This window comes from Pseudomonas sp. PvP025 (genome assembly GCF_017832155.1).
In the GTDB taxonomy this organism is placed as follows: Bacteria; Pseudomonadota; Gammaproteobacteria; order Pseudomonadales; family Pseudomonadaceae; genus Aquipseudomonas.
In genome coordinates this window covers 144090-167366 of sequence record NZ_JAFIBJ010000001.1, presented here as the reverse complement: position 1 = coordinate 167366, position 23277 = coordinate 144090, and the positions used below count along the sequence as shown (strand labels likewise).

The window sequence follows — 23277 nt, the reverse complement described above, 5'->3', positions numbered from 1 at the left end:
CTTGCCTGCTCCCACATTGGTTTTGCATTCGCCAATTACATCGGCGGTGTCACGCCATCCTTCCCGGCAGAGATCGCCTGGGCAGTGACTTTCCCGCCCGCCCCCTGCGACGCGAACAACACCACCTTCACGCCCGGCTTGAGCAACGTGCGATCCCCAGGCTCCAGGTTGACGATCGGCACATCATCCGGCACCACGATCTTCTGCTCGCCGCCCTTGTATCTGACGGTCAACGTGCGCCCGTTGCTGACCACCAGGTCGCCGACGGTGCCATTGGTCATGCTGCTGCCTTCCTTTAAATCGAACGCGCGATGCCCTTCACCCGTGCCGGCCATGGCCGGGGGGAATACGTGGACTTCAAGGGCGGTCAGGGTGCCGTCGGCATTGGGCATGGCAGCCGAGCCGATGTAGCTGCCCGGCTTGATCTGATCAATTTTGGTCAGGGTCACAGCGCGTACCTGGGTGGCCGGGGTGAGGTGCACGACGACGTCTTCGCCGCTGTTGACCTTGACGTGCATGGCATCCCCGTCCATCGCAGTGATGGCGCCGCGGACGCCAACGCGCGGGGCCTCGGCCGCGTGCGCCAGGCCCACCGCCATGGCAGCGGCGAGGGTTGAGGCCAAAATCATCTTGTTCAACGTGATCTTCATCGCAGTGGATTTCCTGTTTCGGCAGTTGTGACTGAATGTATCATTGCCCGACATAAGTAATATCACGCCGAACAGCCTACTCGTCCCAGGGCGTTGTCTCTACTCTCGCTCGCCATCCTCCCTTGCTTTATGAGAACACCATGAACGCTACGTCCCACGCTACAAGCAGCATGACCCGAGGCATGGTGATGCTGTTTGCGTTTTGCTGCGGCGCCATTGTGGCCAACATCTACTACGCACAACCGATCATCGAACTGATCGCGCCGGACATCGGCCTGACGCCCGCGATGGCGAGCCTGATCGTGTCGCTGACGCAGATCGGCTATGCCCTGGGCCTGTTTTTTCTGGTGCCGTTGGGTGACCTGCTGGAAAACCGCAAGCTGATGATCACCACCACCGTGGTCGCCATCGCCAGCCTGCTGGGCGCGGCATTTACCGAGCAGCCGAACCTGTTCCTGCTGGTGTCGCTGCTGATCGGCTTCAGTTCGGTGTCGGTGCAGATCCTGATCCCGCTGGCCGCGCACCTCGCGCCCGCCGAATCGCGTGGCCGGGTGGTGGGCAGCATCATGGGCGGCTTGCTACTCGGCATTTTGCTCGCACGGCCGGTGTCCAGCCTGGTGGCCGACCACTTCGGCTGGCGCGCGATGTTCATGGCGGCCGCCGCGTTGATGGCGTTTATCAGCGTGGTGCTGATGCTGACCATTCCCAAGCGTCAACCCGACCACAGCGCCAGCTACGGCCAATTACTGCGCTCCCTGGGCACCCTGCTGCGTGAACAACCGCTACTGCGCCAGCGCGCGTTTTACCAGGGCTGCCTGTTCGCCACCTTCAGCCTGTTCTGGACCGCCGCTCCGCTGGAGCTGGTGCGCAGCCACGGTCTGAGCCAGACACAGATCGCACTCTTCGCCCTGGTGGGCGCCATCGGCGCCATCGCCGCGCCCATTGCCGGCCGTCTGGCCGACGCGGGCCACACCCATCGCGCCTCGCTGCTGGCCATGCTGTTTGCCGCGTTGAGCTTCCTGCCGGCCCTGGTGCATCCGTTGTACAGCGTCATCGGCCTGGCCGTGACCGGCGTGGTGCTGGATTTCTGCGTGCAGATGAACATGGTGCTCGGCCAGCGCGCCATCTACGCCCTCGACGCCAATAGTCGCAGCCGCCTGAATGCGTTGTACATGACCAGCATCTTCATCGGCGGCGCCTTCGGCTCGGCGATTGCCAGCAGCGTGTATGAACACGGCGGCTGGCTGGGCGTCATGCTGGTGGGCAGCGCATTCCCGTTGCTGGCGTTGCTGCGCTTTTTGAGTGCATCACGGCACGCGGCGGTCGCTACCGCCTAGGAACGCACCAACTTCTCCAAGGCCGCGTCCGCCAGAAATGACGAGCGGCTTTTGACCTTGTGCTCGCGCACATAGCGGTCGATACGCTGGATGACATAACCGGGCAAGGTCACATTGACCTTCTCGGTCCGGCCCAGATAGGGCGAAATGTCCAGCTCCAGCATCCCCCAGCCCATGCCGGCGTACGCTTCGTCGGCGTGGTGATTGGCCACCGACGTCGGCATTGGAATCACCCCACCCTCTGCGGCAATCTCCTGCAGCATGATGTGCGCGACTTCCACCGCTGCGTTGTACGCCTCTTCAAAACTGTCTCCGGCGGTAACAGCGCCGGGAATGTCTGGGATCTGGATGCCGGTGGCGGTGAAGTCATCGCCCCATTCGATACAGATTGGGTATTGCATGCATGCTCTCCTTAAAACTGAAACAGACCGGCGCGTTTTCTGATGCTGCTGACGGTGCCAAGCGGCAGATCCTTTTTGGGATGGGGCACCGGGATCGTGTACGGGTTATAGCGGTGGGTAAAAATATGATGGCTGCCCGTGACGCGATCCAGCACCCAACCTGCTTCCTGCAGTTCCTTGATCAACACCCTGCTTTGCACCTCGGCCTCCTTGGCTTGGCTCGATTAAAAATAACCCTAGAGTTATCTTTACTCAAGCACAACATTCACTTGGGTGACTGCCGGTTATGTGACGGGATATTGGGATAGCGAAGGACGATGCAGATCCAGTGCGGGAGGGGGCTTGCTCGGTCAGTCAATTCATCAGGCGACGGTTCCACCGCCATCGGGAGCAAGCCCCCTCCCACGCTGGATTTTCAGCAGGACTGACAAGAGATGTTCGACGGTATCTTCCAGAGCGCCGGAATTGTCGAGTACGTACAACCCGGCGTCATTGCCGGCGATCATCTGCGCCGTGAACCGCGCATTGCGCGCCAGCCGTTCCTCAATATCGGCCAACGACTCACGCCCCCGCGCGATCAGGCGCTGGCGCAACAGGGTGTGATCCACCGTCAGCAACAGCACCCCCATGCCCGGGTAGCGCTCGCGGGTTTGCGCCAGATGCGCACGGGAGCCGTTGACCAGCACGTCCTCCCCCGCCGCCAGCCAATCGTCGATCTCGCGCGGGATGCCGTAGGACAACCCATTGGCCTGCCAACTGAGGGCAAATGCGCCCTGCGCCTGCAGCGCGGCAAACTGCTCCGGGGTCACACCCTGCGCCGCCTCGCCCACCGCCTCCGCCGAACGCGTGATGACGCGGCGCACGATGCGACAACCGCGCTCGGCCAGGCGTGAGCGTGCGGCGTCCAACAGGCTGTCCTTGCCCGAACCCGACGGCCCGATGAGATAGATCAACCTGCCGGCCATCAATACACCCTGTTTGCTTGTTTTCCAGACATGGGAGCTACCTTACCGGAGCGCGGACCGCCATACACCCATTGGCAGGCGGAGTCGGGAATACCTCGGTTTGATGGCCGAATAGAATTTCCTGTGGGAACTGGCTTGCGGGATGGAAAAAGCGACCCGAAGGTCGCCTTTTGTCATTGTGCGTACTGCTTGCTCAAGCCCGGCGGCACGCCCTGCACGTCGGTTTCTTCCCATGGCCCGTTCGGGCTGATGGAGCGGCTCCAGCCGTTGCTCCAGCGGTAGTAGGTGCGCTGGCGGTAGAAGGTGTCGGGCTGCTCTTCCAGCACATACACCTGCATCTTGCCGTCCCAGTGGCTGGCGGCGCCAGGTGGCGGGGCGAAGGTTGGGGATTTGCTCGGCACAGGCTTGGGCTGTGGCGTGACCGGGCCGGAAGGTTGAGTGCTCGGCTGCGTCGACGGGCCCGTTGGCGGGATGGTCGGGCCGGTGGGCACCGGAGGTGGGCGGTGGACCGCGCAGGCACTCAAGCCGAGTACGAGGCTGAGCAGGGTGATGCGTGCAATGGCGGTCATGGGCGTTTCCTCGAAGTTACGGGTCCGGACTGTCGATGGTCAGCGGCTGCAACGCAGTGGTGCTGCTGGCCAGGGGTTGGCTGCGGCCGATCCACTCGCCGGCGGTTGGAATACCTGCCCGGGATATGCGCGCAACCAGTTGGACTTCAGGGAAGTTGGACAGTTTCAACGACGCCATCATCGCGTCGGCATCCCCCAGTTCAACGGTGATCGGCAGCTCGGCGACGGTCACACGCTTGACCGCCAGCGGCGCGGGCGGGCCCTTTACCGCGCGGGCGAAGATGAACACGCTGTCGGTGGGCAGGACGTTGGCTTTTACCTCGGCGGACAGGTCCACGCGCACCGTCATCACCGACTTTTGCGCCACCACGCCGCCGCCCTCCTTGAGTTTCTGCGCCGCGCGGTCGATGCCACCCTGCAGTGCGGCGCGGGAGTTGTCTTCGGCCGGCAACTGCGCCAACAGGCGGTTCCAGTAGTCGATGGCTGCCTGATAGCGCTGGCCCTCGAACGCGGCGATGCCAAGCAGGCCGAGGCTGGTGACTTCCTTCGGGTCCAGCTTCAACGCTTCGTCCGTGAGTGCCTGAATCCTGGGCGACCATTGTTTGTTGTCGGCAAAATACTGCGCCTGCGCCCACTGCCCGAGCAGTTCCGGCCGGCGCCCGGCGAGGGCCACGGTGCGTTCGAACACCCGGGCGGCATCGGCAGAACGGCCCTGACCCATATAGGCGCGGCCAAGGAAATACAGGCCTTCGGCCGAGTCGGGCTGGGCCGCAGCGGCGCGCTCCAGGCGGTGGGTCATGTCTTCCATGGACACCGGCGGCCGCGAGAATTCGCGGGTCAGTTCAACCTTGTCGCTGGCGCCGTAGTGCAAGTACAGCGCAACGCCCAGCACCGGGACCAGAAACGCCGCCAACAATGGCAGCGGTTTGCCCAGGCGCGACTCGCGGGGCGGCTGCACGCCTTCGGTGTCGGCCAATAATTCGCGCGCAGCTTCGGCACGGCCGGTCTCCAATTGCGCAGCGTTAAGTACGCCTTCCTGCTGCTGCACTTGCAGCTCGGCGAGGCGCTCCTGATACAGCGCGACGTTCAGGGCGGTGCGATCCTCTTCACGCTGGGCACGCCGGTCGCGCAACACGGGAATCAACAGAAAACTCAGGGCGGTCAACAGCAGCAAGCCGGCGGCGAGCCAGAAATCAATCATCGGTCTTGGCATCCAGCAAGTGGTCGAGACGTTTGCGCTCCTCAGGGGACAGCGCGTCGGATCCATCGGTCGGTGCAGCACGCCGACGACGCACGATCACCGCCATGACGACCAGCCCCGTCAGCAACAACCCGGCAGGCCCGAACCAGAGCAGCGCGGTTTTGGCGTTGAGGGCCGGTTTGTAGCGCACGAAATCACCGTAGCGGTCGACCATGAAGTCGATAATCTGCTGGTCGTCCTTGCCCTCCCCCAGCATGCGGAAGATCTCTTTGCGCAGGTCGGCGGCGATGGGCGCGTTGGAGTCGGCGATGTCCTGGTTCTGGCACTTGGGGCAGCGCAGTTCTTTGGTCAGTTCGCGAAACCGCGTGCGCTCGGCGTCACTGGCAAATTCATAGGTATCGATGGCAGCGTGGGCCACACCGGCCAATCCCAGGACCAGCACGGCAGCGGCAAGCAGGCGCTTCATGGCTTGGCCTCATCGACCAGTGCCTGGTACTTGGCGGCCAGTTGCTCGCGCCACACCGCCTCGTCAATCACGCCGACGTACTTGTCGCGGATCACGCCCCTGGCATCGATGAAGAAGGTTTCCGGAGCGCCGTACACGCCAAGGTTCAACCCGAGGTTGCCGTCGTCATCGCGAATATTCAGTTGATAAGGGTTGTGAAACTCGGCCAACCATTTCAGCGCGGCGGCGTTGTCGTCCTTGTAATCGATGCCGTAGATCACCACGCCCTGCTCGGCCAGCTTGTTCAACACCGGGTGCTCGACGCGGCAGGAGATGCACCAGGTGCCCCACACGTTGACCAGCGCCGGCTTGCCCAGCAGGTCGGCGCGGGTCAGGGTTTTATCGCCCTGCACGCTGGCCAACGAGAAGTCGGGAAACGGCTTGCCGATCATGGCCGACGGCAACTCGGCGGGGTTCAGGTACAGCCCGCGATAGAGAAACACCGCCACCAGCAGAAACAGCACCAGTGGCACCAGCATCAACCCTCGCTTCATACCGCAGCTCCTTGCAGGCCGAGGGCTTCGCGCACCCGGGTTTTGACTTTGATGCGATAACGCCGGTCAAGCGCCGCCAGCAAACCGCCTGCGCCGGTGAGCAGGCCGCCGAACCAGATCCAGCGCACGAACGGTTTGACGTGCACGCGCACCGCCCAGGCGCCCTCGCCCAACGGTTCGCCCAGGGCCACATACAGGTCTCGGGTAAAACCGGCGTCGATGCCGGCTTCGGTCATCATCGAACTCTGCACCGTGTACAGGCGTTTTTCCGGGTGCAGCACGGCCACTTCCTTGCCGCTGCGGATGACGCGCACGGTGCCTCTGTCGGAGGTGAAGTTCGGCCCCTCGAAGTGCCTGGCGCCTTCGAAAATGAACTGGTAACCGGCCAGGTCCATCGATTCGCCCGGCGCCAGGCGCAGGTCGCGCTCGGCGCTGTTCTGGCTGGACAGCACTACGCCCAGCGCGCACACCGCAATGCCCAGGTGCGCAATCTGCATGCCCCAGTAACTGCGAGTGAGGCCCGGCAGGCCTTTGATCAAGCCTTTGTGGCGCGTCTTGTCGACGAGGTCACGCACACCGGCGAGCAATACCCAGCCCGCCAGCAGGAAGGTGGCGAGCACCGCCCAATTGAAGTCGCCATAGGCAATGCCTGCGATCACCGCCAGGGCCACGCTGCCCAGCAGCACCGGCAACAGCATGCCGGCCAGCCACTTCAGCGGGGTGTCTTTCCAGCGCACCAGCATGCCGATTGCCATCACCACCATCAGCAGGCCCATCAATGGAATGAACAACGCGTTGAAATACGGCGGGCCAACTGACAGCTTGGCGCCGCTCAGGGCATCCAGCACCAGCGGATACAGGGTGCCGAGCAGGATCATCGAGGCGGCCACCACCAGCACCAGGTTATTGCCCAGCAGCAGGGTTTCCCGCGACCACAGGTTGAAGCCCACCTGGCTCTTGACCACCGGTGCGCGCAGGGCGAACAGGGTCAGAGAGCCGCCGACCACGAACAGCAGGAAGATCAGGATGAACACGCCCCGCGCTGGGTCGGACGCGAACGCGTGCACCGACGTCAGCACCCCCGAACGCACGAGGAACGTGCCGAGCAGGCTGAGGGAAAACGCGGCGATTGCCAGCAACACCGTCCAGCTTTTGAACACGCCGCGCTTTTCCGTGACCGCCAGCGAGTGAATCAGCGCAGTGCCCACCAGCCAAGGCATAAACGAGGCGTTTTCCACGGGGTCCCAGAACCACCAGCCGCCCCAGCCGAGTTCGTAGTAGGCCCACCACGAACCCAGCGTAATGCCGATGCCGAGGAAGGCCCAGGCGACGATGGTCCATGGCCGCGACCAGCGTGCCCAGGCCGCATCGAGGCGTCCGCCGAGCAAGGCAGCGATGGCGAAGGCGAAGGCCACGGAGAACCCGACGTAGCCCATGTAGAGCATCGGCGGGTGCACGATCAGGCCGATGTCCTGCAGCAACGGATTAAGGTCGCGCCCGTCCATCGGGATCTGCGGCAGGATGCGGCTGAACGGGTTGGAGGTCATGATCAGGAACAGCAGGAAACCGATGCTGATCATGCCCATCACCGCCAGCACGCGGGCCAGCATCACCTGCGGCAATTGGCGCGAGAACACCGACACGGCGAAGGTCCAGCCGCCGAGGATCAAGGCCCACAGCAACAGCGAGCCTTCGTGGGCACCCCACACGGCGCTGAACTTGTAGTACCAGGGCAAGGCGCTGTTGGAGTTGTTGGCGACGTAGGCGACGGAAAAGTCGTCGGTCATGAAGGCGTAGGTCAGGCAACCGAACGCGAACAGCAGGAAGGCAAACTGGCCCCAGGCGGCCGGCTGCGCCAGGCTCATCCACAGCCGGTCGCCGCGCCAGGCGCCGAGCAACGGCACCACGGCCTGCACGACGGCGAAGCACAGGGCGAGGATCATCGCCAACTGGCCAAGCTCCGGAATAAACAATGCGGACGTCATGGCTTAACCTCCCTGGCCGGGGTTGGCGCGGATTGGCCGCTGTCTTTAAGGGCTTTGGTCACCTCGGGCGGCATGTATTTCTCGTCGTGCTTGGCCAGCACTTCATCGGCCACCACCACGCCCCTGGCGTCGAGCTTGCCCAAGGCAACGATGCCCTGGCCTTCACGGAACAGGTCCGGGAGGATACCGCGATAGGTGATGGTCACGGCCTTGTTGAAGTCGGTGACCACGAAGGTCACGTCCAGGGAGTCGCCGGAACGTTTCAACGAGCCCTTTTCCACCATGCCGCCGGCGCGGATCCGCGTGTCCAGAGGCGCTTCGCCGTTGGCGATCTGGGTCGGCGTATAGAAGAGGTTGATGTTCTGCTGCAGCGCACTCAATGCCAGACCCACGGCAATGCCGACGCCGGCCATGATGGCGAGGATGATCAACAGGCGCTTTCTACGCAGCGGATTCACTTTTCGGTCTCCCGGCGCAAACGACGCGCCTCTTGTTGCAGGTAACGCTTGCGGGCCAGGATCGGCGCGCCGACGTTGAGGGCCAGCACCGCCAGGCAGATGCCGTAGGCCGTCCACACATACAGGCCGTGGTGGCCCATCGCGAGAAAATCACTGAACGAGGCAAAGCTCACGGGCGTACTCCCAGGCAGCGCTGTATTTCGGCCTTGGCCCAACTGGCGCGGGCCTCACGCTTGAGCACTTCAAGGCGCATGCGCAGCAGCAACACGGCGCCGAAGAAGCAGTAGAAGCCCAGCACCATCAGCAGCAGTGGCGCCCACATTTCCACGGGCATTGCCGGTTTTTCGGTGAGGGTGAAGGTGGCGCCCTGGTGCAGGGTGTTCCACCACTCAACCGAGTATTTGATGATCGGGATGTTGATCACGCCGACAATGGCCAGCACCGCGCAGGCCTTGGCCGCGCTGTCACGGTTGCTGATCGCGTTGCCCAGGGCAATCAGGCCGAAATACAGGAACAGCAGGATCAGCATCGAGGTCAGGCGCGCATCCCACACCCACCACGAACCCCAGGTGGGTTTGCCCCAGATCGCACCCGTCACCAATGCCACGCCGGTCATCCACGCACCGATGGGCGCAGCGCATTGCAGGGCCACGTCGGCCAGCTTCATCTTCCACACCAGGCCGACGATGCCGCACACCGCCAGCATCACGTAGCAGGACTGCGCCAGCATGGCGGCGGGTACGTGGATATAGATGATGCGAAAACTGTTGCCTTGCTGATAGTCCGGCGGTGCGAAGGCCAGACCCCAGACCAGGCCGATGCCGATCAGCAGGAGTGCGGCGATGCTCAACGCCGGCAGCAGCTTGCCGCTGATGCCGTAAAACCATTTGGGCGAGCCGAGCTTGTGAAACCAGGTCCAGTTCATTGCTGTTTCTCACGGTTGCGTCTTGCCGTGGCAAAACGCTTAGGGTCTTTACTGGCCGAGCCAGACCTCATTATTCGCCAACGCTGATTTTCAGGCCGGCCGCTATGGCAAAGGGTGTCAGGGTTACCGCCAGGGCGGTCAGGCTGCCCAGCCACAACAGGTAACCGCTGGCCGGCAGCCCCATGAGCGCGGCCTGCAACGCGCCGCTGCCGAGGATCAACACCGGGATATACAACGGCAGAATCAACAGGGCCAGCAGCAGGCCGCCGCGCTTCAAACCGACGGTCAACGCAGCGCCCACCGCCCCCAGCAGGCTGAGCACCGGCGTGCCGAGCAACAAAGACAGTAACAATACCGGCAGACACTCGACGGGCAAGCCCAGCATCATCGCCAGAAGCGGCGCAAGCAACACCAGCGCCAGGCCGGAAAACACCCAGTGTGCCAGCACCTTGGCCAATACCAGAAGCGGCAACGGGTGCGGCGAAAGGACCCACTGCTCCAGGGAGCCGTCTTCGAAATCACTGCGAAACAGCCCGTCCAGCGACAGCAGCACGGATAACAGCGCGGCCACCCACACCAGTCCCGGGGACAAGGTTTGCAATAGCCCGGTCTCGGGGCCGACTGCCAACGGGAACAGCGCAATGACGATGGCGAAGAATACCAGGGGGTTGGCCAACTCGGCCGGGCGACGGCACAACAGCCGCGCCTCGCGGGCGACCAGCAGGGCGAACACACTCATGCCGGCCACCGGCTCAGGTCCAGCTCGCGGTAACCGGCGGGCGTGTGCGCGAGGGTGTGGTGCGTGGTGAGCACTACGCTGCCGCCCTGCTCACAGTGCCTGGCCAGGTGCTTTTCGAGTTGGGCGACGCCTTGTGTGTCCAGGGCGGTGAACGGCTCGTCGAGGATCCACAACGGCGGGCCGGGCAGATACAGACGCGCCAGCGCCACGCGACGTTGCTGGCCGGCGGACAGGGTGTGGCACGGCACGTCTTCAAAGCCCTTGAGGCCGACAGCGGCCAGGGCCTGCCAGATCGCGTCGCGACTGGCCGGGCGATGCAGGGCGCAGAGCCAGCCGAGGTTTTCTTCAGCGCTGAGCACATCCTTGATCCCGGCGGCGTGGCCGATCCAGATCAGGTTGCGTGCAAGCTCGCGGCGTTGCTCGTCCAGCGGTTTGCCGTTGAGCCGCACCACGCCTGCAGTCGGCTGCATCAACCCCGCGAGCAGGCGCAGCAGACTGGTCTTGCCGCTGCCGTTGGGGCCGCTGACCTGCACCATGTCGCCCGCCGCGATCCGCAATTCGAGGTGTTCGAACAGCAGGCGCAGGTCGCGTTCACAGGCAAGCGCTATGGCTTCAAGAAGAGGGCTGGTCAAAAGATCGTGGGCCTTTACGGTTCAAGTCGGCGGTGCGGCGGCCGTTATAGAGAGCAGCACAATAACGGCTTTGGCGACTGATTTAGAGAGCGGGATCAAATGGTTGTGAGGTTTTTAGCGCTCTCTGTGCGCACGGGCGGCATTATACATGCGATGTCCTACGCTAAAGAGGGCAATTTCCCCAGAGATGGCGCGCACGATGACCGGTGAAATCAACCTTCCCACGCTTGCTCCCGTCCCGGCGGCAGGGCCCAGCGCTGCGCCCGCGGTGGGCCAGTTGCTGAAACTGCTGGAGCCACAGGTCGGGCTGATCGACGCGGGAAAAACCGCGAATGCCGAAGTCATCGCGCTCAAACAAGGCGGTGAGGCGTTTCAGTTGCTGCTCAAGCTGACGCTCGACGGCGGCCGCCAGACGCTGGTGCAGGCCAGCAGCCCGCAACCGCTGCCGTTGGGCAGTAACGTCGCAGTCAGCCAGACGCAGGCAGGCAACCTGACGTTGAGTCTGCAGCAGGCCATGAGCGCCAATGTCGCCGCCCTGACCAGTCTCGACACCGAGCAGTTGCCGGTCGGCACGCTGTTGCAGGCCAAGGTGCTGACCACCCAGGTGCTGCCCCAGGGCACTGCGCAACCGGCGGTCTACCGCTCGCTGGTCACGGTGCTCAATAATGCCTTGGCTGGCGCCACCCTGACCGTAGAGAGCCCGCAGCCGTTGCGGGTGGGCAGCTTGCTCAGCGCCGTGGTGCAGAATGCGCAAACGCTGAATTTTGTGCCGCTGAGCGGGCTTCAGGACCAACTGGCCGTCACCCAGCAGCTCGCGACCCAGCAAAGTCGTCAGGGCTCGCTGGATGCGGTGTTCACCGCCCTGCAGAACCTGCCCCGTGGCGACAGCGTCTCAGCCGATCTGCGCGCAGCGGCCGACCGCTTGTTGGCGGCATTGCCGGATCTGGCCCAGGTGAGCAATCCCAAGGTGCTGGCGCAAGTGATCCAGAACAGCGGCGCTTTTCTTGAAGCCAGATTACTGGTCGGGCAAAACCCGCAGATTCCGCCGCTGGATATGAAAGGCGCGCTGCTGCGCCTGGTCGCCGACCTGCTGCCCGTCCTGCCCGCGTCCACCCACCTGGGCGCCATTCTTGCCGCCAACACACTGGCCCAGGCCATGCCGAATTTCGTGCGCAGCCCGCTCGGTACGCTCGGACAGGTCGGCGCGCGCCAGGCGCCCGCCGGCTTCCCGTTGCCCGAGCGGCTGATGGCGAAACTGGAAGGCGAAGGCGATCTGGAAAACCTGCTACGCCTGGCGGCCGGAGCGATTTCCCGGCTACAGAGCCATCAACTGTCGAGCCTGGAACAAACCGGCCTCACCGCCGATGGCCGCCTGCAAAGCACCTGGCAAATGGAAATCCCCATGCGCAACCTGCAGGACATCGTGCCGTTGCAGGTCAAGTTCCAGCGCGAAGAGCCCGCGCCGGACAAGGATGAGCCCGAACGCAAGGCCAGCAAGGACGCCAGGCAGATGCTCTGGCGCGTCGAGCTGGCGTTCGACATGGAGCCGCTGGGGCCGTTGCAGGTCCAGGCGCAGTTGAGCCAGGGCAAACTGTCCAGCCAGTTGTGGGCGACACGGCCGTTTACGGCCAGCCTGATCGAAAGCCATCTGGGCACGTTGCGCGAACGCCTGGTGACATCCGGCATCAACGTCGGCGACCTCGATTGCCATTTGGGCACACCGCCACGCGGCCCCAAAACCGGACTGGAACAACGCTGGGTGGATGAAACCGCATGAATGACGCCCACTCACCCCGCCAGGCGATTGCCCTCAAGTACGACGGCCAGCAGGCACCGACCCTCACCGCCAAGGGCGACGACGCCCTGGCCGAAGCCATTCTCAAGCTGGCCCGGGAAAACGAGGTGCCCATTTATGAGAATGCCGAGCTGGTGAAGCTGCTGGCGCGCATGGAACTGGGCGACAGTATTCCCGAAGAGTTGTACCGCACCATCGCGGAGATCATCGCGTTTGCGTGGACGCTGAAAGGTAAATTCCCGGTGGGCTACGACCCGGATGCAGGGCCGGTGGAGCGCGACGTTACCGAACGCGGCGACGATTACTGAAGCACCCATAACTCAATGTGGGAGGCTCAGCCAAATCTTCGACTTAGCACGTTTGCGCAGCAAACTGGCGCCTCTGTGGCGGGCGCGTTCTCTGTGGCGAGCGGGCTTGCCCTAATGCCGTTCAGTTAAGCGCAGATTCCCTGTGGCGAGCAGGCTTGTCCTGCGTTGGGTTGCGCAGCAGCCCCAAAGCCAGGCGCTGAGCCGTATCAGGTACACCGCGTTTTGCTCGATTGGGGGGCGCTTCGCACCCCAACGCGGGGCAAGCCCGCTCGCCACAATAAGCCCACAAATTTTCCTTAACTGAACGGCATTAGGGCTTGCCCCGCGTTGGGCTGCGAAGCAGCCCCCAATAAGCAGTACGCGTTATACCTGACACTGCTCAGCGCATGGTTTTGGGGCTGCTGCGCAGCCCAACGCGGGGCAAGCCCGCTCGCCACAGAGATTGGGTCACTTGAAATTTCAGGCTTTAAAATCAACAGGTTATTTTTTATTTGATACAAGCGAGGGCTTACCCTCGCCCACAGTGGGATCGGTGGTCAGTTCAAGACTTCGCTCAAAGGGATGAAGCTGACGCGGTCTCCGAGAGCCAGCGTGGTGCCTTCCAGCACTTCCACAAAACCCTCGGCCCACGCCGCACTGCGCAGCACGCCGGAGCTCTGGTTGCGGTAGATGATCGCCTGGCCCTGCTCGATGCGCCCGCGCAGGTATTCGCGGCGGTTGCCGGGCTTGGGCCAGACGAATCCCGCCGGTACGTTGAAACGCAGCGGCTCGACGTCAGGCACGCCCTGGCGGCGCAACAGGTAAGGCCGGGCCAGCAGCGCGAAGGTCACCAGGGTCGACGCTGGATTGCCGGGCAGGCCGATCACCGGCACGCCACGAAAATGTCCGAACGTCAGCGGCTTGCCGGGTTTGATCGCAAGCTTCCACAGGGCCAGTTCGCCCTCTTCACGCAGAGCGATGCCAAGGAAGTCCGCTTCGCCTACGGAAACACCGCCGGTGGACAGGATCAGGTCGACGTTGCCAAGGCCTGCCAGGCGCGTACGGGTCTGTTCAAGATCATCCGGGAGGATGCCGGCGTCGATCACTTCACAGCCCATGCGCGTCAGCCAACTGCACAATACGCGGCGATTGCTGTTGTAGATCTGGCCTGGGCCCAGGGGCAGCCCGGGTTCGATCAACTCATCACCGGTCGACAACACGGCCACGCGCACGCGGCGCACCACGTCCAGGCGATCAAGCCCAAGCGACGCAGCCAGCCCCAGCTCTATGGGGCCCAGGCGCGTGCCGGCGGTGAGGACCTTCTCGCCGACGGTGGTTTCCTGGCCCTGGGGGCGGATGTTCTGCTGCGCCTGCAACGGCTCGCTGAAACTCACGCGCTCATCGGCGTGAACCACCGCGTTTTCCTGCATTTCCACGCAGTCGGCGCCCTCCGGCAGCGGCGCACCGGTGAAGATCCGTGCACAAGTGCCTGCCGCCAGCGGCGTCGGCGCCTGGCCGGCGAAGATGCGCTGGCTCACCGCCAATGGCTCGCCATTCCAGTCCGCCAGACGCAGCGCGTAGCCGTCCATGGCGCTGTTGGGCCAGGGTGGCAGGTCGAGGGTGGACACCAAATCCTGCGCCAGCACACGGCCATCGCCGTCAGCCAGCATCAGCACTTCACGCTCGCTAATGCGCGCTGCGTCAGCCATGTCCAGCAAGCGTTGCAGGGCTTCTTCCACCGGCATCAGGGCGCCGGTCTTGCCGGGCTTACCCACGTGATTCACAGGGCTCGGCCTGCTTCAAATGGGGCACGAAGTTGCAGGGCCGATGGCGGTTATCCAGTTGCTCGGCGAGGATGCCGTCCCAGCCGGTGCGCACCGCGTTGGTGGAACCCGGCAGGCAGCACACCAGCGTGCCATTGGCCAGGCCGGCGAGGGCGCGGGACTGCACGGTGGAGGTGCCGATATCGGCCACGGAAATCTGGCGGAACAGTTCGCCAAAGCCATCGACCTGCTTGTCGAGCAGGCAGCTTACGGCTTCGGGGGTGCTGTCGCGGCCGGTGAAGCCGGTGCCGCCGGTGATCAATACCACTTGCACCACGTCTTCGGCGATCCAGTGGGCCACCTGGGCGCGAATCTTGTAGAGGTCGTCCTTGAGCAATACGCGTTCGGCCAGACGGTGGCCGGCGGCGGTGAGACGGTCAACGAAGACCTGGCCCGAGGTGTCGGTGTCCAGGGTGCGGGTGTCGCTGACAGTCAGTACGGCAATATTCAGGGGTACGAAAGGCGCATCAGCCTTGGCTTTCATGGCTCGGTCCGGTTGTCGAAGGAACAGCCCGGTGTTATATCACAGGCCCCTGTTGAGCTGCCGCTGCGGAGCCGCCATGTCTGTTGATTCTTCCCCACTGCCCTGCTCGGTCCTGCTGCTGGCCGGAGGCCGCGGCCAGCGCATGGGCGGTCAGGACAAGGGCCTGCTGGACTGGCGCGGCCAGCCCCTGATCGCCCACCTGCAGCGCCTGACGCGACCGCTCACCGATGACCTGATCATCTCGTGCAACCGTAACCATGAACGGTACGCGCCGTATGCCGATCAACTGGTGAGCGACGACGATGCGGATTTTTCCGGGCCTTTGGCAGGCATTCGTGTGGGACTGGCCGCCGCACGTCATGCGCATTTGCTGATACTCCCGTGCGACGTACCGCAGATCGATGCGCGATTGCTTGCCGACCTTCGTGAGACGGCGCAACGCAATCCTCGGCTGCCGGTCATGGTGCGCCATGGCGAATACTGGGAACCCTTGATCTGCATTATTCCCACGGCGCTCGGAGCCGAAGTGCAACGGGCCTGGGACGCCGGTGAGCGCAGCCCACGCAGAATCTTCCTGCAATGCGGTGCAATCGGCCTGCAGTGCCCGACTGATGACCCGCGCCTGGCCAACCTGAATACGCCGAACCTGTTGCTTCAAAGGTCCGGCGTGTCAGAATGAGCCTCGCACAAGGAACTTGCAGGCGTCTTACACGTCTCAAGGTCAGCCATTAAGAAGCAGTATTCTCTCGGAGACAAACTCATGACTCAACGGACCATCGCCGCTCTCATGCTTGCACTGGGCCTTGCCACCCTCGCCGGTTGCGCCTCGCCGACAGTGATCACCCTGAATGACGGTCGCGAAATCCAGGCCGTCGATACCCCGTCGTTCGACAAGTCGTCGGGCTTCTACGAGTTCGAACAACTGGACGGCAAGCGCACCCGCCTGAATAAAGACCAGGTTCGTACCGTTAAAGAGCTGTAAGCCCACGGCTTGCACACAAGGCCCGCCTCGCGCGGGCCTTTTTGTTTGTGCGGGTTACCAGTCGAGGGTAATACCGCTGCGAAAACTGCGTTGCTGTCCGGTGACCGGGTCGATAAACCGCACGCCCTGGGCCAGCAGTTTGAGGGGGTTGGCATAGTCGTCTTCGGCATCCTTGATCACGTCCGGATAGAACGGATCGTTGCAGATACTCGCGCCGAGCGCCGTCATGTGCACGCGCAACTGGTGCTTCTTGCCGGTGACGGGAAACAGGCCGTAGCGCCACAATCCGGCGTTTTTTTCGCGCACTTCAACCGCCGTTTCGGTATTGCTGACGCCAGGTCCTTCCTGCATGCGAAAGAACGGCTGGCCCTCCACCAGGCGACTTTTGTGCACCAGGGGAAAGACGAGGTCGGGTAAGGCCGGGGCAATGGCTTCGTAGAATTTGTCGATGCGCCGCGTGGGAAACAGTTGCTGATAGGCCGAGCGGCTGCGGGGGTTGGCAGAAAACAGCACCAGCCCGGCGGTGTGTCGGTCAATCCGATGCAGGGGCACCAGCGAAGGGTTGTCCAGGCGATGAATCAGACGGCGTAACAGGGTCTGTTCGACGTACTCACCGGCAGGCGTCACCGGCAAAAAATGCGGTTTGTCGGCCACCACCAGATGTTCGTCGGCGTAGAGGATGGTTTCCTGCACCGGGATCACTTTCTCGTTGGGCACTTCACGAAAGTAATGGATGCACAAGCCCTCTCTGTAGGGCAGTTGCGTGTCGATCGCCTTGCCGTCGCTGTCCAGCACCCTGCCACGGGCGATACGGTCCAGCCATTGCTCACGACTGATCGCCGGAAAATGCGCACACAGGCATTCGAGCACCGTAGGCCAACGGCCAGGAGGCAAATACAAGGTACTGGCTTGGTGCCGGGAAGCGGAAAAACCGGAAGTGGACATGCGTGAGACCTTGGCTGAAACAGGCCGGCATTATCCCGCATGGAGCGGGATTGAGCCTAGGGCAGATCTCAGGCCTTGGCCAACTGCGTGCGCAGAATCGGCGAGGCACTGGCGGCTTCGGTGAACTCCTTGAGCCAGCGCAACACGTCTACCGCTTCCCAGCGGCCAGGATCATAGAGCGCGTACAACAAGCCCTGGTAACCCACCACATCCAACTGTTTGTGATAACCGGCACGCTGAAACAATGCCTCGATTTCCGCAAAGCAGGTGTTGAAGTGCACTTTGTTGAACGGCGTCTTGCCTTCCGTGACCAGGCCGTCCAGGCGCAGCTCGCTTACCGCATCGCGCACAATGTCGACGGACATGCGATTGACGCTGCTTTTCAGTTGTTCAACATTCACCACGGGCGTTCCCTCAATTCAATCGCTGTACAAACATACAGTAAAGTAATATTCGGAAATCCGCCATGGCCTGTATGTCAGCCGAGGAAGGCAATCACCTGGGCAGTGTCGAACGGCCAGTCGAGTTCGGCCCCCGTGTCCACCCGGCGAAGTACCGGAATCCTTAGGCCGTAGAGGTCGGTAAGGTCCTTGGGAGCGGTGATATCCACCCGTTCGACCCACAACCCGTGTTCGACCAACGGCATGATTTCGGCCTCGGCTATCTCACAAAGATGGCAACTCAGGGTGCCGAACAGCTGGCATTCAGGCAGCATGATGTGGGGACCTGATCAAAAAACAGGCACTCATTCTAAGCGTTTCAGGTGCACGGCACAGCCTTGCAAGGCTCACGGCCCCACCGCCCGCATTCAGCGCAACCGCGAGGCCCGCGCACCAAGGTGCGGCAAAAGCGTCGGCACACAATTACACTGAACCTTCGGCACCGCCCGCGACTCGAAACCACACGTACCGATCAGCCCATCACGGAGATAACCATGGCCAGAAAAACAGCACAGACCGCCCAAGAGATACTCATGGCGGATTTTCAAACCCTGGTAAGCGATACCGAAAAGCTGCTGGACGACACCGCCATCCTCGCCGGCGACCAGGCTGACGAGCTGCGCAGCAAGATCCACGAGAGCCTGCTCAAGGCTCGCGAAACCCTGCAAACCACCGAAGATTCCCTGCGCGAGCGCGGGCAGGCGGCCGTCACCGCGACTGAAGATTACGTGCAGGCCAACCCCTGGCAGTCTGTCGGCATCGCTGCCGGCGTAGGCTTTTTGATCGGTCTGCTGGCTACAAGGCGCTAAATCATGGCTATCGGCGAAAGCGGCTCGTCCACGGGCCAAGGTTCGACTTCACGACGTCTGGGCGCAGCCGTACTGGGCTTGCTGCACAGTCACGTCGAGTTGTTTGGCATCGAATTGCAGGAACAGAAAGCCCGTACCGTCAGCCTGCTGCTGTTCGCCGGCCTGGCGCTGGTGTTTGCGCTGCTATTACTGGTGGGGCTGTCGACCCTGGTGATGATCCTGGTGTGGGACACCGGTTATCGTCTGACCGGCATTATCTGCCTGTGTGTGTTCTACAGCCTGGCTGCAGCCTTCTGCGGGGTGCGTTTGAAAGCGGCGGTGTTCGACGAATCCACGCCGTTCCACGCCACCCTCGAAGAGCTGGCCAATGATCGGGAGCGCCTGTTGCCATGAGCCGCAATGAAGTTGTGAACACCGACTCCCGCCGTGACATGCGCAAGGCGTTGATTCGCCTGCGCATGGAAATGCACCGCCAGGAGATTCGCCACGAGTCCCAGCAATTGATGGCGCCCCTGCACAAAATGCGCGACATGCGTCATAACTGGCAGGACAGCCTGGGCGTCAAGCACGCGCCACTGTGGGGTATGGCAGCGGTGACCCTGATGGGATTCTTCACCGGCAAGGGTGCCAAAAGCGGCAGCATCAGCAGCGTGACACGCTTGGTGCGGCTGGGCGCCGGCTTGATCCCGCTGATCAAACTGGCGATGGCAGGCGCTTCACGCAAACGCTAAGCGTTGCTGGCTGCAATCTTGCAAGTATCGTCAAAGATAGAAACGGCCCGGCCCTCGATATCGAGGGTCGGGTCTTTTTTTGCCCACGTGCTAAGGAGGCCCCGTGATCGACGGGCAACCGCTCGCCTGTTTCCAACCGTTTATCGATACCGCAACCGGGCGCATTGCCGGCGTCGAAGCCTTGGGTCGCCTGCGCCAGGCTGACGGGAGCCTGCAATCGGTAGGCCCGCTGTTCGCCGACCCACGCACGCCGGGAGCGGCGTTGCGTCGCCTGGACCGGCGGATCCGCGATAACGCCCTGAGCCGCCTGCATGAAGCGCCGCAGGACTGGTTCCTGAGCCTGAATATCTCGCCTCGCTGGATCAATCGCCTGCGCCCGGGCCAGGCACTGCCGAGCCTGAAGCAGCTGCAGACCCACGGTGTCGACCCACGACGCATTGTGTTCGAGATCACCGAGCTGGGCGGCAATATCCAGCGCCTGGCCGATGTAGTGGTGCGTTATCGCGAGGCCGGTGCGCGTATCGCCATTGATGACTTTGGCGCCGGCTATTCCCAGCTCGACCGGGTGCTGGCGCTGCAGCCGGACATCCTCAAGCTGGACATGCGGCTGTTCCAGGCGGCGGCCGAAGGCGGGCCGAGCAGCGATGTCGTGCGGGCACTGGCGCAGATGGCGGAAAAGACCGGCTGCTGGATCATCGCCGAAGGCGTGGAAACCGAAGCCCAACTGAGCTTCGCCCTGGAATGTGGCTCGCGCTATGTGCAGGGCTACCTGTTTGCCCAGGCACAGTTGGACTGGTTTGCCACCGATACCTTCGTGCCGCGCTTTGCCCACCTGCGCAACGCGTACGTGCAGCAGAAGCTGGCAGAACGCGGGCGCGTCATGCACCTGCGCGAGCAATTGACGCAGCTGATGAGCATCCTGCAGGGCTGGGCCCAGGGCCAGGCGCCGCTGAACCAATTACCGCCGCTGACGGATTTCCCCTGGCTGTTGCGGTTCTACCAGTGCGACCGCCACGGCACCCAGCTCACACCCAATATCGAATGGCGCGAGTCTGCTTGGCACAGCGACAGCCACTACCTGGGCCACAACTGGTCATGGCGCCCGTACTTCTATCACTTGCTGGCCGAAGGCTGGGAAGAGCGGCGCCTGATCCTGTCCTCGACCTACCGCGACGCCACCACCAACCAGTACTGCCTCACGGCCGGACAATTCTTCGACAACGGTCAGCGTTTGCTGTTAATCGACATCGATGCAGCCGGTCTGTAGATTTTTGCTTGCCCCGCCAGGGCGGAACCGGGAAGCTGGGCGGGTCATTCACCGCACGGAGAGTAACCGCCTTGGATTGGCCTACCCTGCTGACCCGCGAACGTCTTGGAAAACCCCTGCACAGCCCCGAAGAACTAGGCCGCAGCCCGTTTCACAAAGACCATGACCGCATCATTTTCTCCGGCGCATTCCGCCGCCTGGGCCGCAAGACCCAGGTGCATCCGGTGTCGAGTAACGACCACATCCACACGCGCCTGACCCACTCCCTGGAAGTCAGTTGCGTCGGCCGCTCCCTGGGCATGCGCGTGGGCGAAACCCTGCGCAGCGCCCTGCCCGACTGGTGCGACCCGAGCGACCTGGGCATGGTGGTGCAATCGGCCTGCCTGGCCCACGACATCGGCAACCCGCCATTCGGTCATTCGGGCGAAGACGCCATCCGCCACTGGTTTCAGCAGGCCGCCGGGCGTGGCTGGCTGGACGACATGAGCGGCGCCGAGCGCAACGACTTCCTCAATTTCGAAGGCAATGCCCAGGGCTTTCGCGTACTCACCCAGCTGGAATACCACCAGTTCGACGGTGGCACTCGCCTGACCTACGCCACCCTGGGCACCTACCTGAAATACCCCTGGACCGCACGCCACGCCGATGCCCTGGGCTACAAGAAGCACAAGTTCGGCTGCTATCAGAGCGAGCTGCCGATCCTCGAACAGATCGCCCACAAGCTCGGCCTGCCGCAACTTGAGGAACAACGCTGGGCTCGCCATCCGCTGGTTTACCTGATGGAAGCCGCAGACGACATCTGCTATGCCTTGATCGACCTGGAAGACGGCCTGGAAATGGAGCTGCTGCAATACGCCGAGGTCGAGTCATTGCTGCTCGACCTGGTGGGCGACGACCTGCCGCAGACCTACCGGCAGCTGGGCGCCGAGGATTCGCGGCGGCGCAAGCTGGCAATCCTGCGCGGCAAGGCCATCGAGCACCTCACCAACGCAGCCGCGCGCGCCTTCGTTGAACAGCAGGACGCCTTGTTGGCCGGCACCCTGCCGGGCGATCTGGTGGAGCACATGCACGGCCCGGCCAAGCGCTGCGTACTGGATGCCAAGGACATGGCGCGCAAGAAAATATTCCAGGACAAGCGCAAGACCCTGCATGAAATCGGCGCCTACACCACGCTGGAAATCCTGCTGAACGCTTTTTGCGGTGCCGCCCTTGAGCAGCATGGCGGCCGTACGCCGTCGTTCAAGAACCGGCGCATCCTCGACCTGCTGGGCAACAGTGCGCCGGACCCGGCCTGGCCGCTGCACGCCTCGTTCCTGCGAATGATCGACTTTATCGCCGGCATGACCGACAGCTACGCCACGCAAATGGCACGGGAGATGACTGGGCGTTCGAGCCCGAAGTGAGCATGGGATCACGCCGCCTGTTATCTGAGCAGAAATTGCCTACGACGCTAACAGAGCGGCCTGATCGAATTCGCGCAGTTATCCAAAGAATAATCGCGCACGCTTCTGGCCGACTCAGCGAGTCATTCCCAAGCCCCCCTATCGCCGCTTGACTGCCCCGTGTGCCTTCCATGCCCGCTCGCACCGTTAGAATCCTGTTGGTGGAGGATCATCCCTTTCAACTCCTGGCCACCCAATGCCTGCTCAAAAGCTTCGGCTTCGAGCAACTGACCCTCGCAGAAAACGCTGAACAAGCCATCCATTCGATGTGCACCGCCACAGCCCCTTTCGATCTTATGCTCTGCGACCAGTGCCTGCCTGACCTGCCGGGGCTGGAGCTGGTGGAAATTGCCAGCCGCCAGCATTTCATCACCGGTGCCATTCTACTGAGCGGATTGCCGGCGATGGAGCTCTCCAACCTGACCCTGCAAGCCTTGCAACGCGGCCTGCCCATTCTTGGTTATTTACCGAAACCATTAAACAAAGACGAACTTTCAATGTTAATGGCGCCACTATTTCAACGCTGACTGTAGGATTTTAAACATCAGGCTGCGAAAAAAATTACTTGAAAAGCAACGTGAACTGCCTCGTGCCACCGGTTATTACTTTTCATCAAAATTTGCTTACACCAGATACCACAAAGCCTTAACGCTGCGTAGGTTGCCACCTTTTTTCATGTAGGAATTTTCCTGTTTTATACCTGTCTCCCCAAGGCTCATGCTCACCCCTCATCTTCTGAGCTAATGTGCCCGCTTTATTTGCACTTGCATGGAATGTGATTATGAACACCGTTTTTATCATTGATGACCATCCCGTTATCAGGCTGGCGATTCGAATGTTGCTGGAACATGAAGGTTATAAAGTCGTTGGTGAAACGGATAATGGCTGCGACGCCATACAGATGGTGCGCGAATGCATGCCCGACCTGATCATTCTGGATATCAGCATTCCGAAACTGGATGGCCTGGAAGTGCTCTGCCGTTTCAACGCCATGAACACGTCGATGAAGACTCTGATCCTCACCGCCCAATGCCCGACGCTGTTCGCCACGCGCTGTATGCGCTCGGGCGCCGACGGCTACGTGTGCAAAGAGGGTGACCTGAGTGAGCTGCTGAGTGCCATCCGCGCCGTACTGTCCGGCTACAACTATTTTCCCAGCCAGGCATTGAATGCCGGCAGCGCGGACGGCAACGACGCGGAGGAACTTGAATTATTTAAAATGGTAAATGACAGGGAACTGATGGTCTTGCAACTTTTTGCCCAGGGCCGTACTAACAAGGAAATAGCAAAAGGCATGTTTTTGAGTAATAAAACCGTGAGCACTTATAAAAAACGCCTTATGCAAAAACTGAAAGCCAAGTCCTTGGTAGAACTTATCGAGATGGCAAAACGAAACGCGCTAGTGTGAGAA

31 protein-coding genes are annotated in these 23277 nt (G+C 62.3%); 12 read left to right on the top strand and 19 right to left on the bottom strand.

The features are described from left to right. Nucleotides 1–35: 35 nt before the first annotated feature. Nucleotides 36–650 (bottom strand): DUF5666 domain-containing protein, encoded by a 615-nt coding sequence (locus JOE32_RS00830; protein ID WP_209980587.1) that lies wholly within the window; start codon nt 648–650, stop codon nt 36–38. A gap of 140 nt (nt 651–790) precedes the next feature. Here JOE32_RS00830 and JOE32_RS00825 point away from each other — a divergent pair, with 140 nt between their 5' ends. Further along, a complete protein-coding gene (locus tag JOE32_RS00825) occupies nt 791–1987 on the top strand; it encodes an MFS transporter (RefSeq protein WP_209980585.1) in 1197 nt (398 codons plus the stop codon). Here JOE32_RS00825 and JOE32_RS00820 read toward each other — a convergent pair. The 13 genes from JOE32_RS00820 to ccmA form a co-directional block, all read right to left on the bottom strand. Beyond that, entirely contained in the window at nt 1984–2388 is a 405-nt protein-coding gene (locus JOE32_RS00820; protein WP_209980583.1) for a type II toxin-antitoxin system HicB family antitoxin, read from the bottom strand. The genes JOE32_RS00825 and JOE32_RS00820 overlap by 4 nt on opposite strands. Before the next feature lie 11 nt (nt 2389–2399). Continuing rightward, nucleotides 2400–2588 (bottom strand): type II toxin-antitoxin system HicA family toxin, encoded by a 189-nt coding sequence (locus tag JOE32_RS00815; protein WP_209980571.1) that lies wholly within the window; start codon nt 2586–2588, stop codon nt 2400–2402. 162 nt (nt 2589–2750) lie between these two features. After that, nucleotides 2751–3353, bottom strand: coding sequence for a phosphonate metabolism protein/1,5-bisphosphokinase (PRPP-forming) PhnN (phnN, locus tag JOE32_RS00810; protein WP_209980569.1), 603 nt, complete (start codon nt 3351–3353; stop codon nt 2751–2753). Between the two features lie 173 nt (nt 3354–3526). Further along, nucleotides 3527–3922: a hypothetical protein gene (locus JOE32_RS00805; RefSeq protein ID WP_209980567.1), complete on the bottom strand. Its 396-nt coding sequence runs from the start codon at nt 3920–3922 to the stop codon at nt 3527–3529. Between the two features lie 16 nt (nt 3923–3938). After that, nucleotides 3939–5123 (bottom strand): c-type cytochrome biogenesis protein CcmI, encoded by a 1185-nt coding sequence (gene ccmI / locus JOE32_RS00800; protein WP_209980564.1) that lies wholly within the window; start codon nt 5121–5123, stop codon nt 3939–3941. After that, the gene (locus tag JOE32_RS00795; protein ID WP_209980563.1) at nt 5116–5589 is read right to left on the bottom strand and encodes a cytochrome c-type biogenesis protein; all 474 of its coding nucleotides are present in this window, start codon (nt 5587–5589) and stop codon (nt 5116–5118) included. Before JOE32_RS00795 ends, ccmI begins: the two co-directional genes overlap by 8 nt. Further along, the gene (locus tag JOE32_RS00790; protein WP_209980561.1) at nt 5586–6122 is read right to left on the bottom strand and encodes a DsbE family thiol:disulfide interchange protein; all 537 of its coding nucleotides are present in this window, start codon (nt 6120–6122) and stop codon (nt 5586–5588) included. Before JOE32_RS00790 ends, JOE32_RS00795 begins: the two co-directional genes overlap by 4 nt. Next, complete coding sequence (locus JOE32_RS00785; RefSeq protein ID WP_209980559.1) at nt 6119–8107, bottom strand: heme lyase CcmF/NrfE family subunit; 1989 nt, start codon at nt 8105–8107, stop codon at nt 6119–6121. Before JOE32_RS00785 ends, JOE32_RS00790 begins: the two co-directional genes overlap by 4 nt. Further along, nucleotides 8104–8565 (bottom strand): cytochrome c maturation protein CcmE, encoded by a 462-nt coding sequence (ccmE, locus tag JOE32_RS00780; RefSeq protein ID WP_209980556.1) that lies wholly within the window; start codon nt 8563–8565, stop codon nt 8104–8106. Before ccmE ends, JOE32_RS00785 begins: the two co-directional genes overlap by 4 nt. Further along, nucleotides 8562–8738, bottom strand: coding sequence for a heme exporter protein CcmD (ccmD, locus tag JOE32_RS00775; protein WP_057008363.1), 177 nt, complete (start codon nt 8736–8738; stop codon nt 8562–8564). The genes ccmE and ccmD overlap by 4 nt, the downstream gene beginning before the upstream one ends. Next, entirely contained in the window at nt 8735–9490 is a 756-nt protein-coding gene (locus JOE32_RS00770) for a heme ABC transporter permease (protein ID WP_209980554.1), read from the bottom strand. Before JOE32_RS00770 ends, ccmD begins: the two co-directional genes overlap by 4 nt. 70 nt (nt 9491–9560) lie before the next feature. Beyond that, on the bottom strand, nt 9561–10229 hold the full coding sequence (gene ccmB / locus JOE32_RS00765) for a heme exporter protein CcmB (RefSeq protein ID WP_209980551.1): 669 nt from the start codon (nt 10227–10229) through the stop codon (nt 9561–9563). Continuing rightward, on the bottom strand, nt 10226–10861 hold the full coding sequence (ccmA, locus tag JOE32_RS00760; RefSeq protein ID WP_209980549.1) for a cytochrome c biogenesis heme-transporting ATPase CcmA: 636 nt from the start codon (nt 10859–10861) through the stop codon (nt 10226–10228). The genes ccmB and ccmA overlap by 4 nt, the downstream gene beginning before the upstream one ends. Before the next feature lie 199 nt (nt 10862–11060). On the opposite strand from ccmA, the gene JOE32_RS00755 reads away from it, so the two are divergent. Both JOE32_RS00755 and JOE32_RS00750 read left to right on the top strand, forming a co-directional pair. After that, a complete protein-coding gene (locus JOE32_RS00755; RefSeq protein WP_209980547.1) occupies nt 11061–12638 on the top strand; it encodes a flagellar hook-length control protein FliK in 1578 nt (525 codons plus the stop codon). Next, entirely contained in the window at nt 12635–12964 is a 330-nt protein-coding gene (locus tag JOE32_RS00750; RefSeq protein WP_209980545.1) for an EscU/YscU/HrcU family type III secretion system export apparatus switch protein, read from the top strand. Before JOE32_RS00755 ends, JOE32_RS00750 begins: the two co-directional genes overlap by 4 nt. Before the next feature lie 536 nt (nt 12965–13500). On the opposite strand, the gene glp is transcribed toward JOE32_RS00750, so the two are convergent. Next, nucleotides 13501–14727, bottom strand: coding sequence for a gephyrin-like molybdotransferase Glp (gene glp, locus JOE32_RS00745; protein ID WP_209980542.1), 1227 nt, complete (start codon nt 14725–14727; stop codon nt 13501–13503). Continuing rightward, nucleotides 14711–15250, bottom strand: coding sequence for a molybdenum cofactor biosynthesis protein B (gene moaB / locus JOE32_RS00740; protein WP_057008368.1), 540 nt, complete (start codon nt 15248–15250; stop codon nt 14711–14713). The genes glp and moaB overlap by 17 nt, the downstream gene beginning before the upstream one ends. Before the next feature lie 76 nt (nt 15251–15326). Here moaB and mobA point away from each other — a divergent pair, with 76 nt between their 5' ends. Continuing rightward, nucleotides 15327–15929 carry a molybdenum cofactor guanylyltransferase MobA gene (mobA, locus tag JOE32_RS00735; RefSeq protein WP_209980539.1) on the top strand — a complete coding sequence of 201 codons (603 nt, stop codon included), beginning with the start codon at nt 15327–15329 and terminating at the stop codon, nt 15927–15929. 81 nt (nt 15930–16010) lie between these two features. Then, entirely contained in the window at nt 16011–16232 is a 222-nt protein-coding gene (locus JOE32_RS00730; protein ID WP_015371619.1) for a YgdI/YgdR family lipoprotein, read from the top strand. A gap of 54 nt (nt 16233–16286) precedes the next feature. Here the strand turns inward: JOE32_RS00730 and JOE32_RS00725 are convergent, their stop codons facing one another. The 3 genes from JOE32_RS00725 to JOE32_RS00715 form a co-directional block, all read right to left on the bottom strand. Further along, nucleotides 16287–17177 (bottom strand): pseudouridine synthase, encoded by an 891-nt coding sequence (locus JOE32_RS00725; RefSeq protein ID WP_209980537.1) that lies wholly within the window; start codon nt 17175–17177, stop codon nt 16287–16289. Between the two features lie 68 nt (nt 17178–17245). Next, nucleotides 17246–17581, bottom strand: coding sequence for a transcriptional regulator (locus JOE32_RS00720; RefSeq protein ID WP_209980536.1), 336 nt, complete (start codon nt 17579–17581; stop codon nt 17246–17248). Nucleotides 17582–17655: 74 nt separating this feature from the next. Next, nucleotides 17656–17892: a glutaredoxin family protein gene (locus tag JOE32_RS00715; protein ID WP_209980535.1), complete on the bottom strand. Its 237-nt coding sequence runs from the start codon at nt 17890–17892 to the stop codon at nt 17656–17658. Between the two features lie 219 nt (nt 17893–18111). Between JOE32_RS00715 and JOE32_RS00710 the strand changes: the two genes are divergently transcribed. The 7 genes from JOE32_RS00710 to JOE32_RS00680 all read left to right on the top strand — a co-directional run bounded on the left by JOE32_RS00710 (nt 18112) and on the right by JOE32_RS00680 (nt 23274). Beyond that, complete coding sequence (locus tag JOE32_RS00710; protein WP_057008372.1) at nt 18112–18426, top strand: YqjD family protein; 315 nt, start codon at nt 18112–18114, stop codon at nt 18424–18426. Between the two features lie 3 nt (nt 18427–18429). Continuing rightward, complete coding sequence (locus tag JOE32_RS00705) at nt 18430–18819, top strand: phage holin family protein (protein ID WP_057008373.1); 390 nt, start codon at nt 18430–18432, stop codon at nt 18817–18819. Further along, nucleotides 18816–19157 carry a hypothetical protein gene (locus tag JOE32_RS00700; protein ID WP_003233325.1) on the top strand — a complete coding sequence of 114 codons (342 nt, stop codon included), beginning with the start codon at nt 18816–18818 and terminating at the stop codon, nt 19155–19157. Before JOE32_RS00705 ends, JOE32_RS00700 begins: the two co-directional genes overlap by 4 nt. Before the next feature lie 103 nt (nt 19158–19260). Next, complete coding sequence (locus JOE32_RS00695) at nt 19261–20424, top strand: EAL domain-containing protein (protein ID WP_209980534.1); 1164 nt, start codon at nt 19261–19263, stop codon at nt 20422–20424. Nucleotides 20425–20495: 71 nt separating this feature from the next. Beyond that, nucleotides 20496–21827: a deoxyguanosinetriphosphate triphosphohydrolase gene (locus JOE32_RS00690; RefSeq protein WP_209980532.1), complete on the top strand. Its 1332-nt coding sequence runs from the start codon at nt 20496–20498 to the stop codon at nt 21825–21827. Between the two features lie 170 nt (nt 21828–21997). Further along, the gene (locus JOE32_RS00685) at nt 21998–22393 is read left to right on the top strand and encodes a response regulator (RefSeq protein ID WP_209980530.1); all 396 of its coding nucleotides are present in this window, start codon (nt 21998–22000) and stop codon (nt 22391–22393) included. 254 nt (nt 22394–22647) lie between these two features. Next, the gene (locus JOE32_RS00680) at nt 22648–23274 is read left to right on the top strand and encodes a response regulator transcription factor (RefSeq protein ID WP_209980529.1); all 627 of its coding nucleotides are present in this window, start codon (nt 22648–22650) and stop codon (nt 23272–23274) included. Nucleotides 23275–23277 lie beyond the last annotated feature (3 nt).

Coding starts and splice junctions, on each gene's coding strand:
- JOE32_RS00830 (WP_209980587.1), bottom strand. CDS start 650: ATGAAGATCACGTTGAACAAGATGATTTTGGCCTCAACCCTCGCCGCT.
- JOE32_RS00825 (WP_209980585.1), top strand. CDS start 791: ATGAACGCTACGTCCCACGCTACAAGCAGCATGACCCGAGGCATGGTG.
- JOE32_RS00820 (WP_209980583.1), bottom strand. CDS start 2,388: ATGCAATACCCAATCTGTATCGAATGGGGCGATGACTTCACCGCCACC.
- phnN (WP_209980569.1), bottom strand. CDS start 3,353: ATGGCCGGCAGGTTGATCTATCTCATCGGGCCGTCGGGTTCGGGCAAG.
- JOE32_RS00805 (WP_209980567.1), bottom strand. CDS start 3,922: ATGACCGCCATTGCACGCATCACCCTGCTCAGCCTCGTACTCGGCTTG.
- ccmI (WP_209980564.1), bottom strand. CDS start 5,123: ATGATTGATTTCTGGCTCGCCGCCGGCTTGCTGCTGTTGACCGCCCTG.
- JOE32_RS00795 (WP_209980563.1), bottom strand. CDS start 5,589: ATGAAGCGCCTGCTTGCCGCTGCCGTGCTGGTCCTGGGATTGGCCGGT.
- JOE32_RS00790 (WP_209980561.1), bottom strand. CDS start 6,122: ATGAAGCGAGGGTTGATGCTGGTGCCACTGGTGCTGTTTCTGCTGGTG.
- JOE32_RS00785 (WP_209980559.1), bottom strand. CDS start 8,107: ATGACGTCCGCATTGTTTATTCCGGAGCTTGGCCAGTTGGCGATGATC.
- JOE32_RS00770 (WP_209980554.1), bottom strand. CDS start 9,490: ATGAACTGGACCTGGTTTCACAAGCTCGGCTCGCCCAAATGGTTTTAC.
- ccmB (WP_209980551.1), bottom strand. CDS start 10,229: ATGAGTGTGTTCGCCCTGCTGGTCGCCCGCGAGGCGCGGCTGTTGTGC.
- JOE32_RS00755 (WP_209980547.1), top strand. CDS start 11,061: ATGACCGGTGAAATCAACCTTCCCACGCTTGCTCCCGTCCCGGCGGCA.
- JOE32_RS00750 (WP_209980545.1), top strand. CDS start 12,635: ATGAATGACGCCCACTCACCCCGCCAGGCGATTGCCCTCAAGTACGAC.
- moaB (WP_057008368.1), bottom strand. CDS start 15,250: ATGAAAGCCAAGGCTGATGCGCCTTTCGTACCCCTGAATATTGCCGTA.
- mobA (WP_209980539.1), top strand. CDS start 15,327: ATGTCTGTTGATTCTTCCCCACTGCCCTGCTCGGTCCTGCTGCTGGCC.
- JOE32_RS00730 (WP_015371619.1), top strand. CDS start 16,011: ATGACTCAACGGACCATCGCCGCTCTCATGCTTGCACTGGGCCTTGCC.
- JOE32_RS00725 (WP_209980537.1), bottom strand. CDS start 17,177: ATGTCCACTTCCGGTTTTTCCGCTTCCCGGCACCAAGCCAGTACCTTG.
- JOE32_RS00715 (WP_209980535.1), bottom strand. CDS start 17,892: ATGCTGCCTGAATGCCAGCTGTTCGGCACCCTGAGTTGCCATCTTTGT.
- JOE32_RS00710 (WP_057008372.1), top strand. CDS start 18,112: ATGGCCAGAAAAACAGCACAGACCGCCCAAGAGATACTCATGGCGGAT.
- JOE32_RS00705 (WP_057008373.1), top strand. CDS start 18,430: ATGGCTATCGGCGAAAGCGGCTCGTCCACGGGCCAAGGTTCGACTTCA.
- JOE32_RS00700 (WP_003233325.1), top strand. CDS start 18,816: ATGAGCCGCAATGAAGTTGTGAACACCGACTCCCGCCGTGACATGCGC.
- JOE32_RS00685 (WP_209980530.1), top strand. CDS start 21,998: ATGCCCGCTCGCACCGTTAGAATCCTGTTGGTGGAGGATCATCCCTTT.
- JOE32_RS00680 (WP_209980529.1), top strand. CDS start 22,648: ATGAACACCGTTTTTATCATTGATGACCATCCCGTTATCAGGCTGGCG.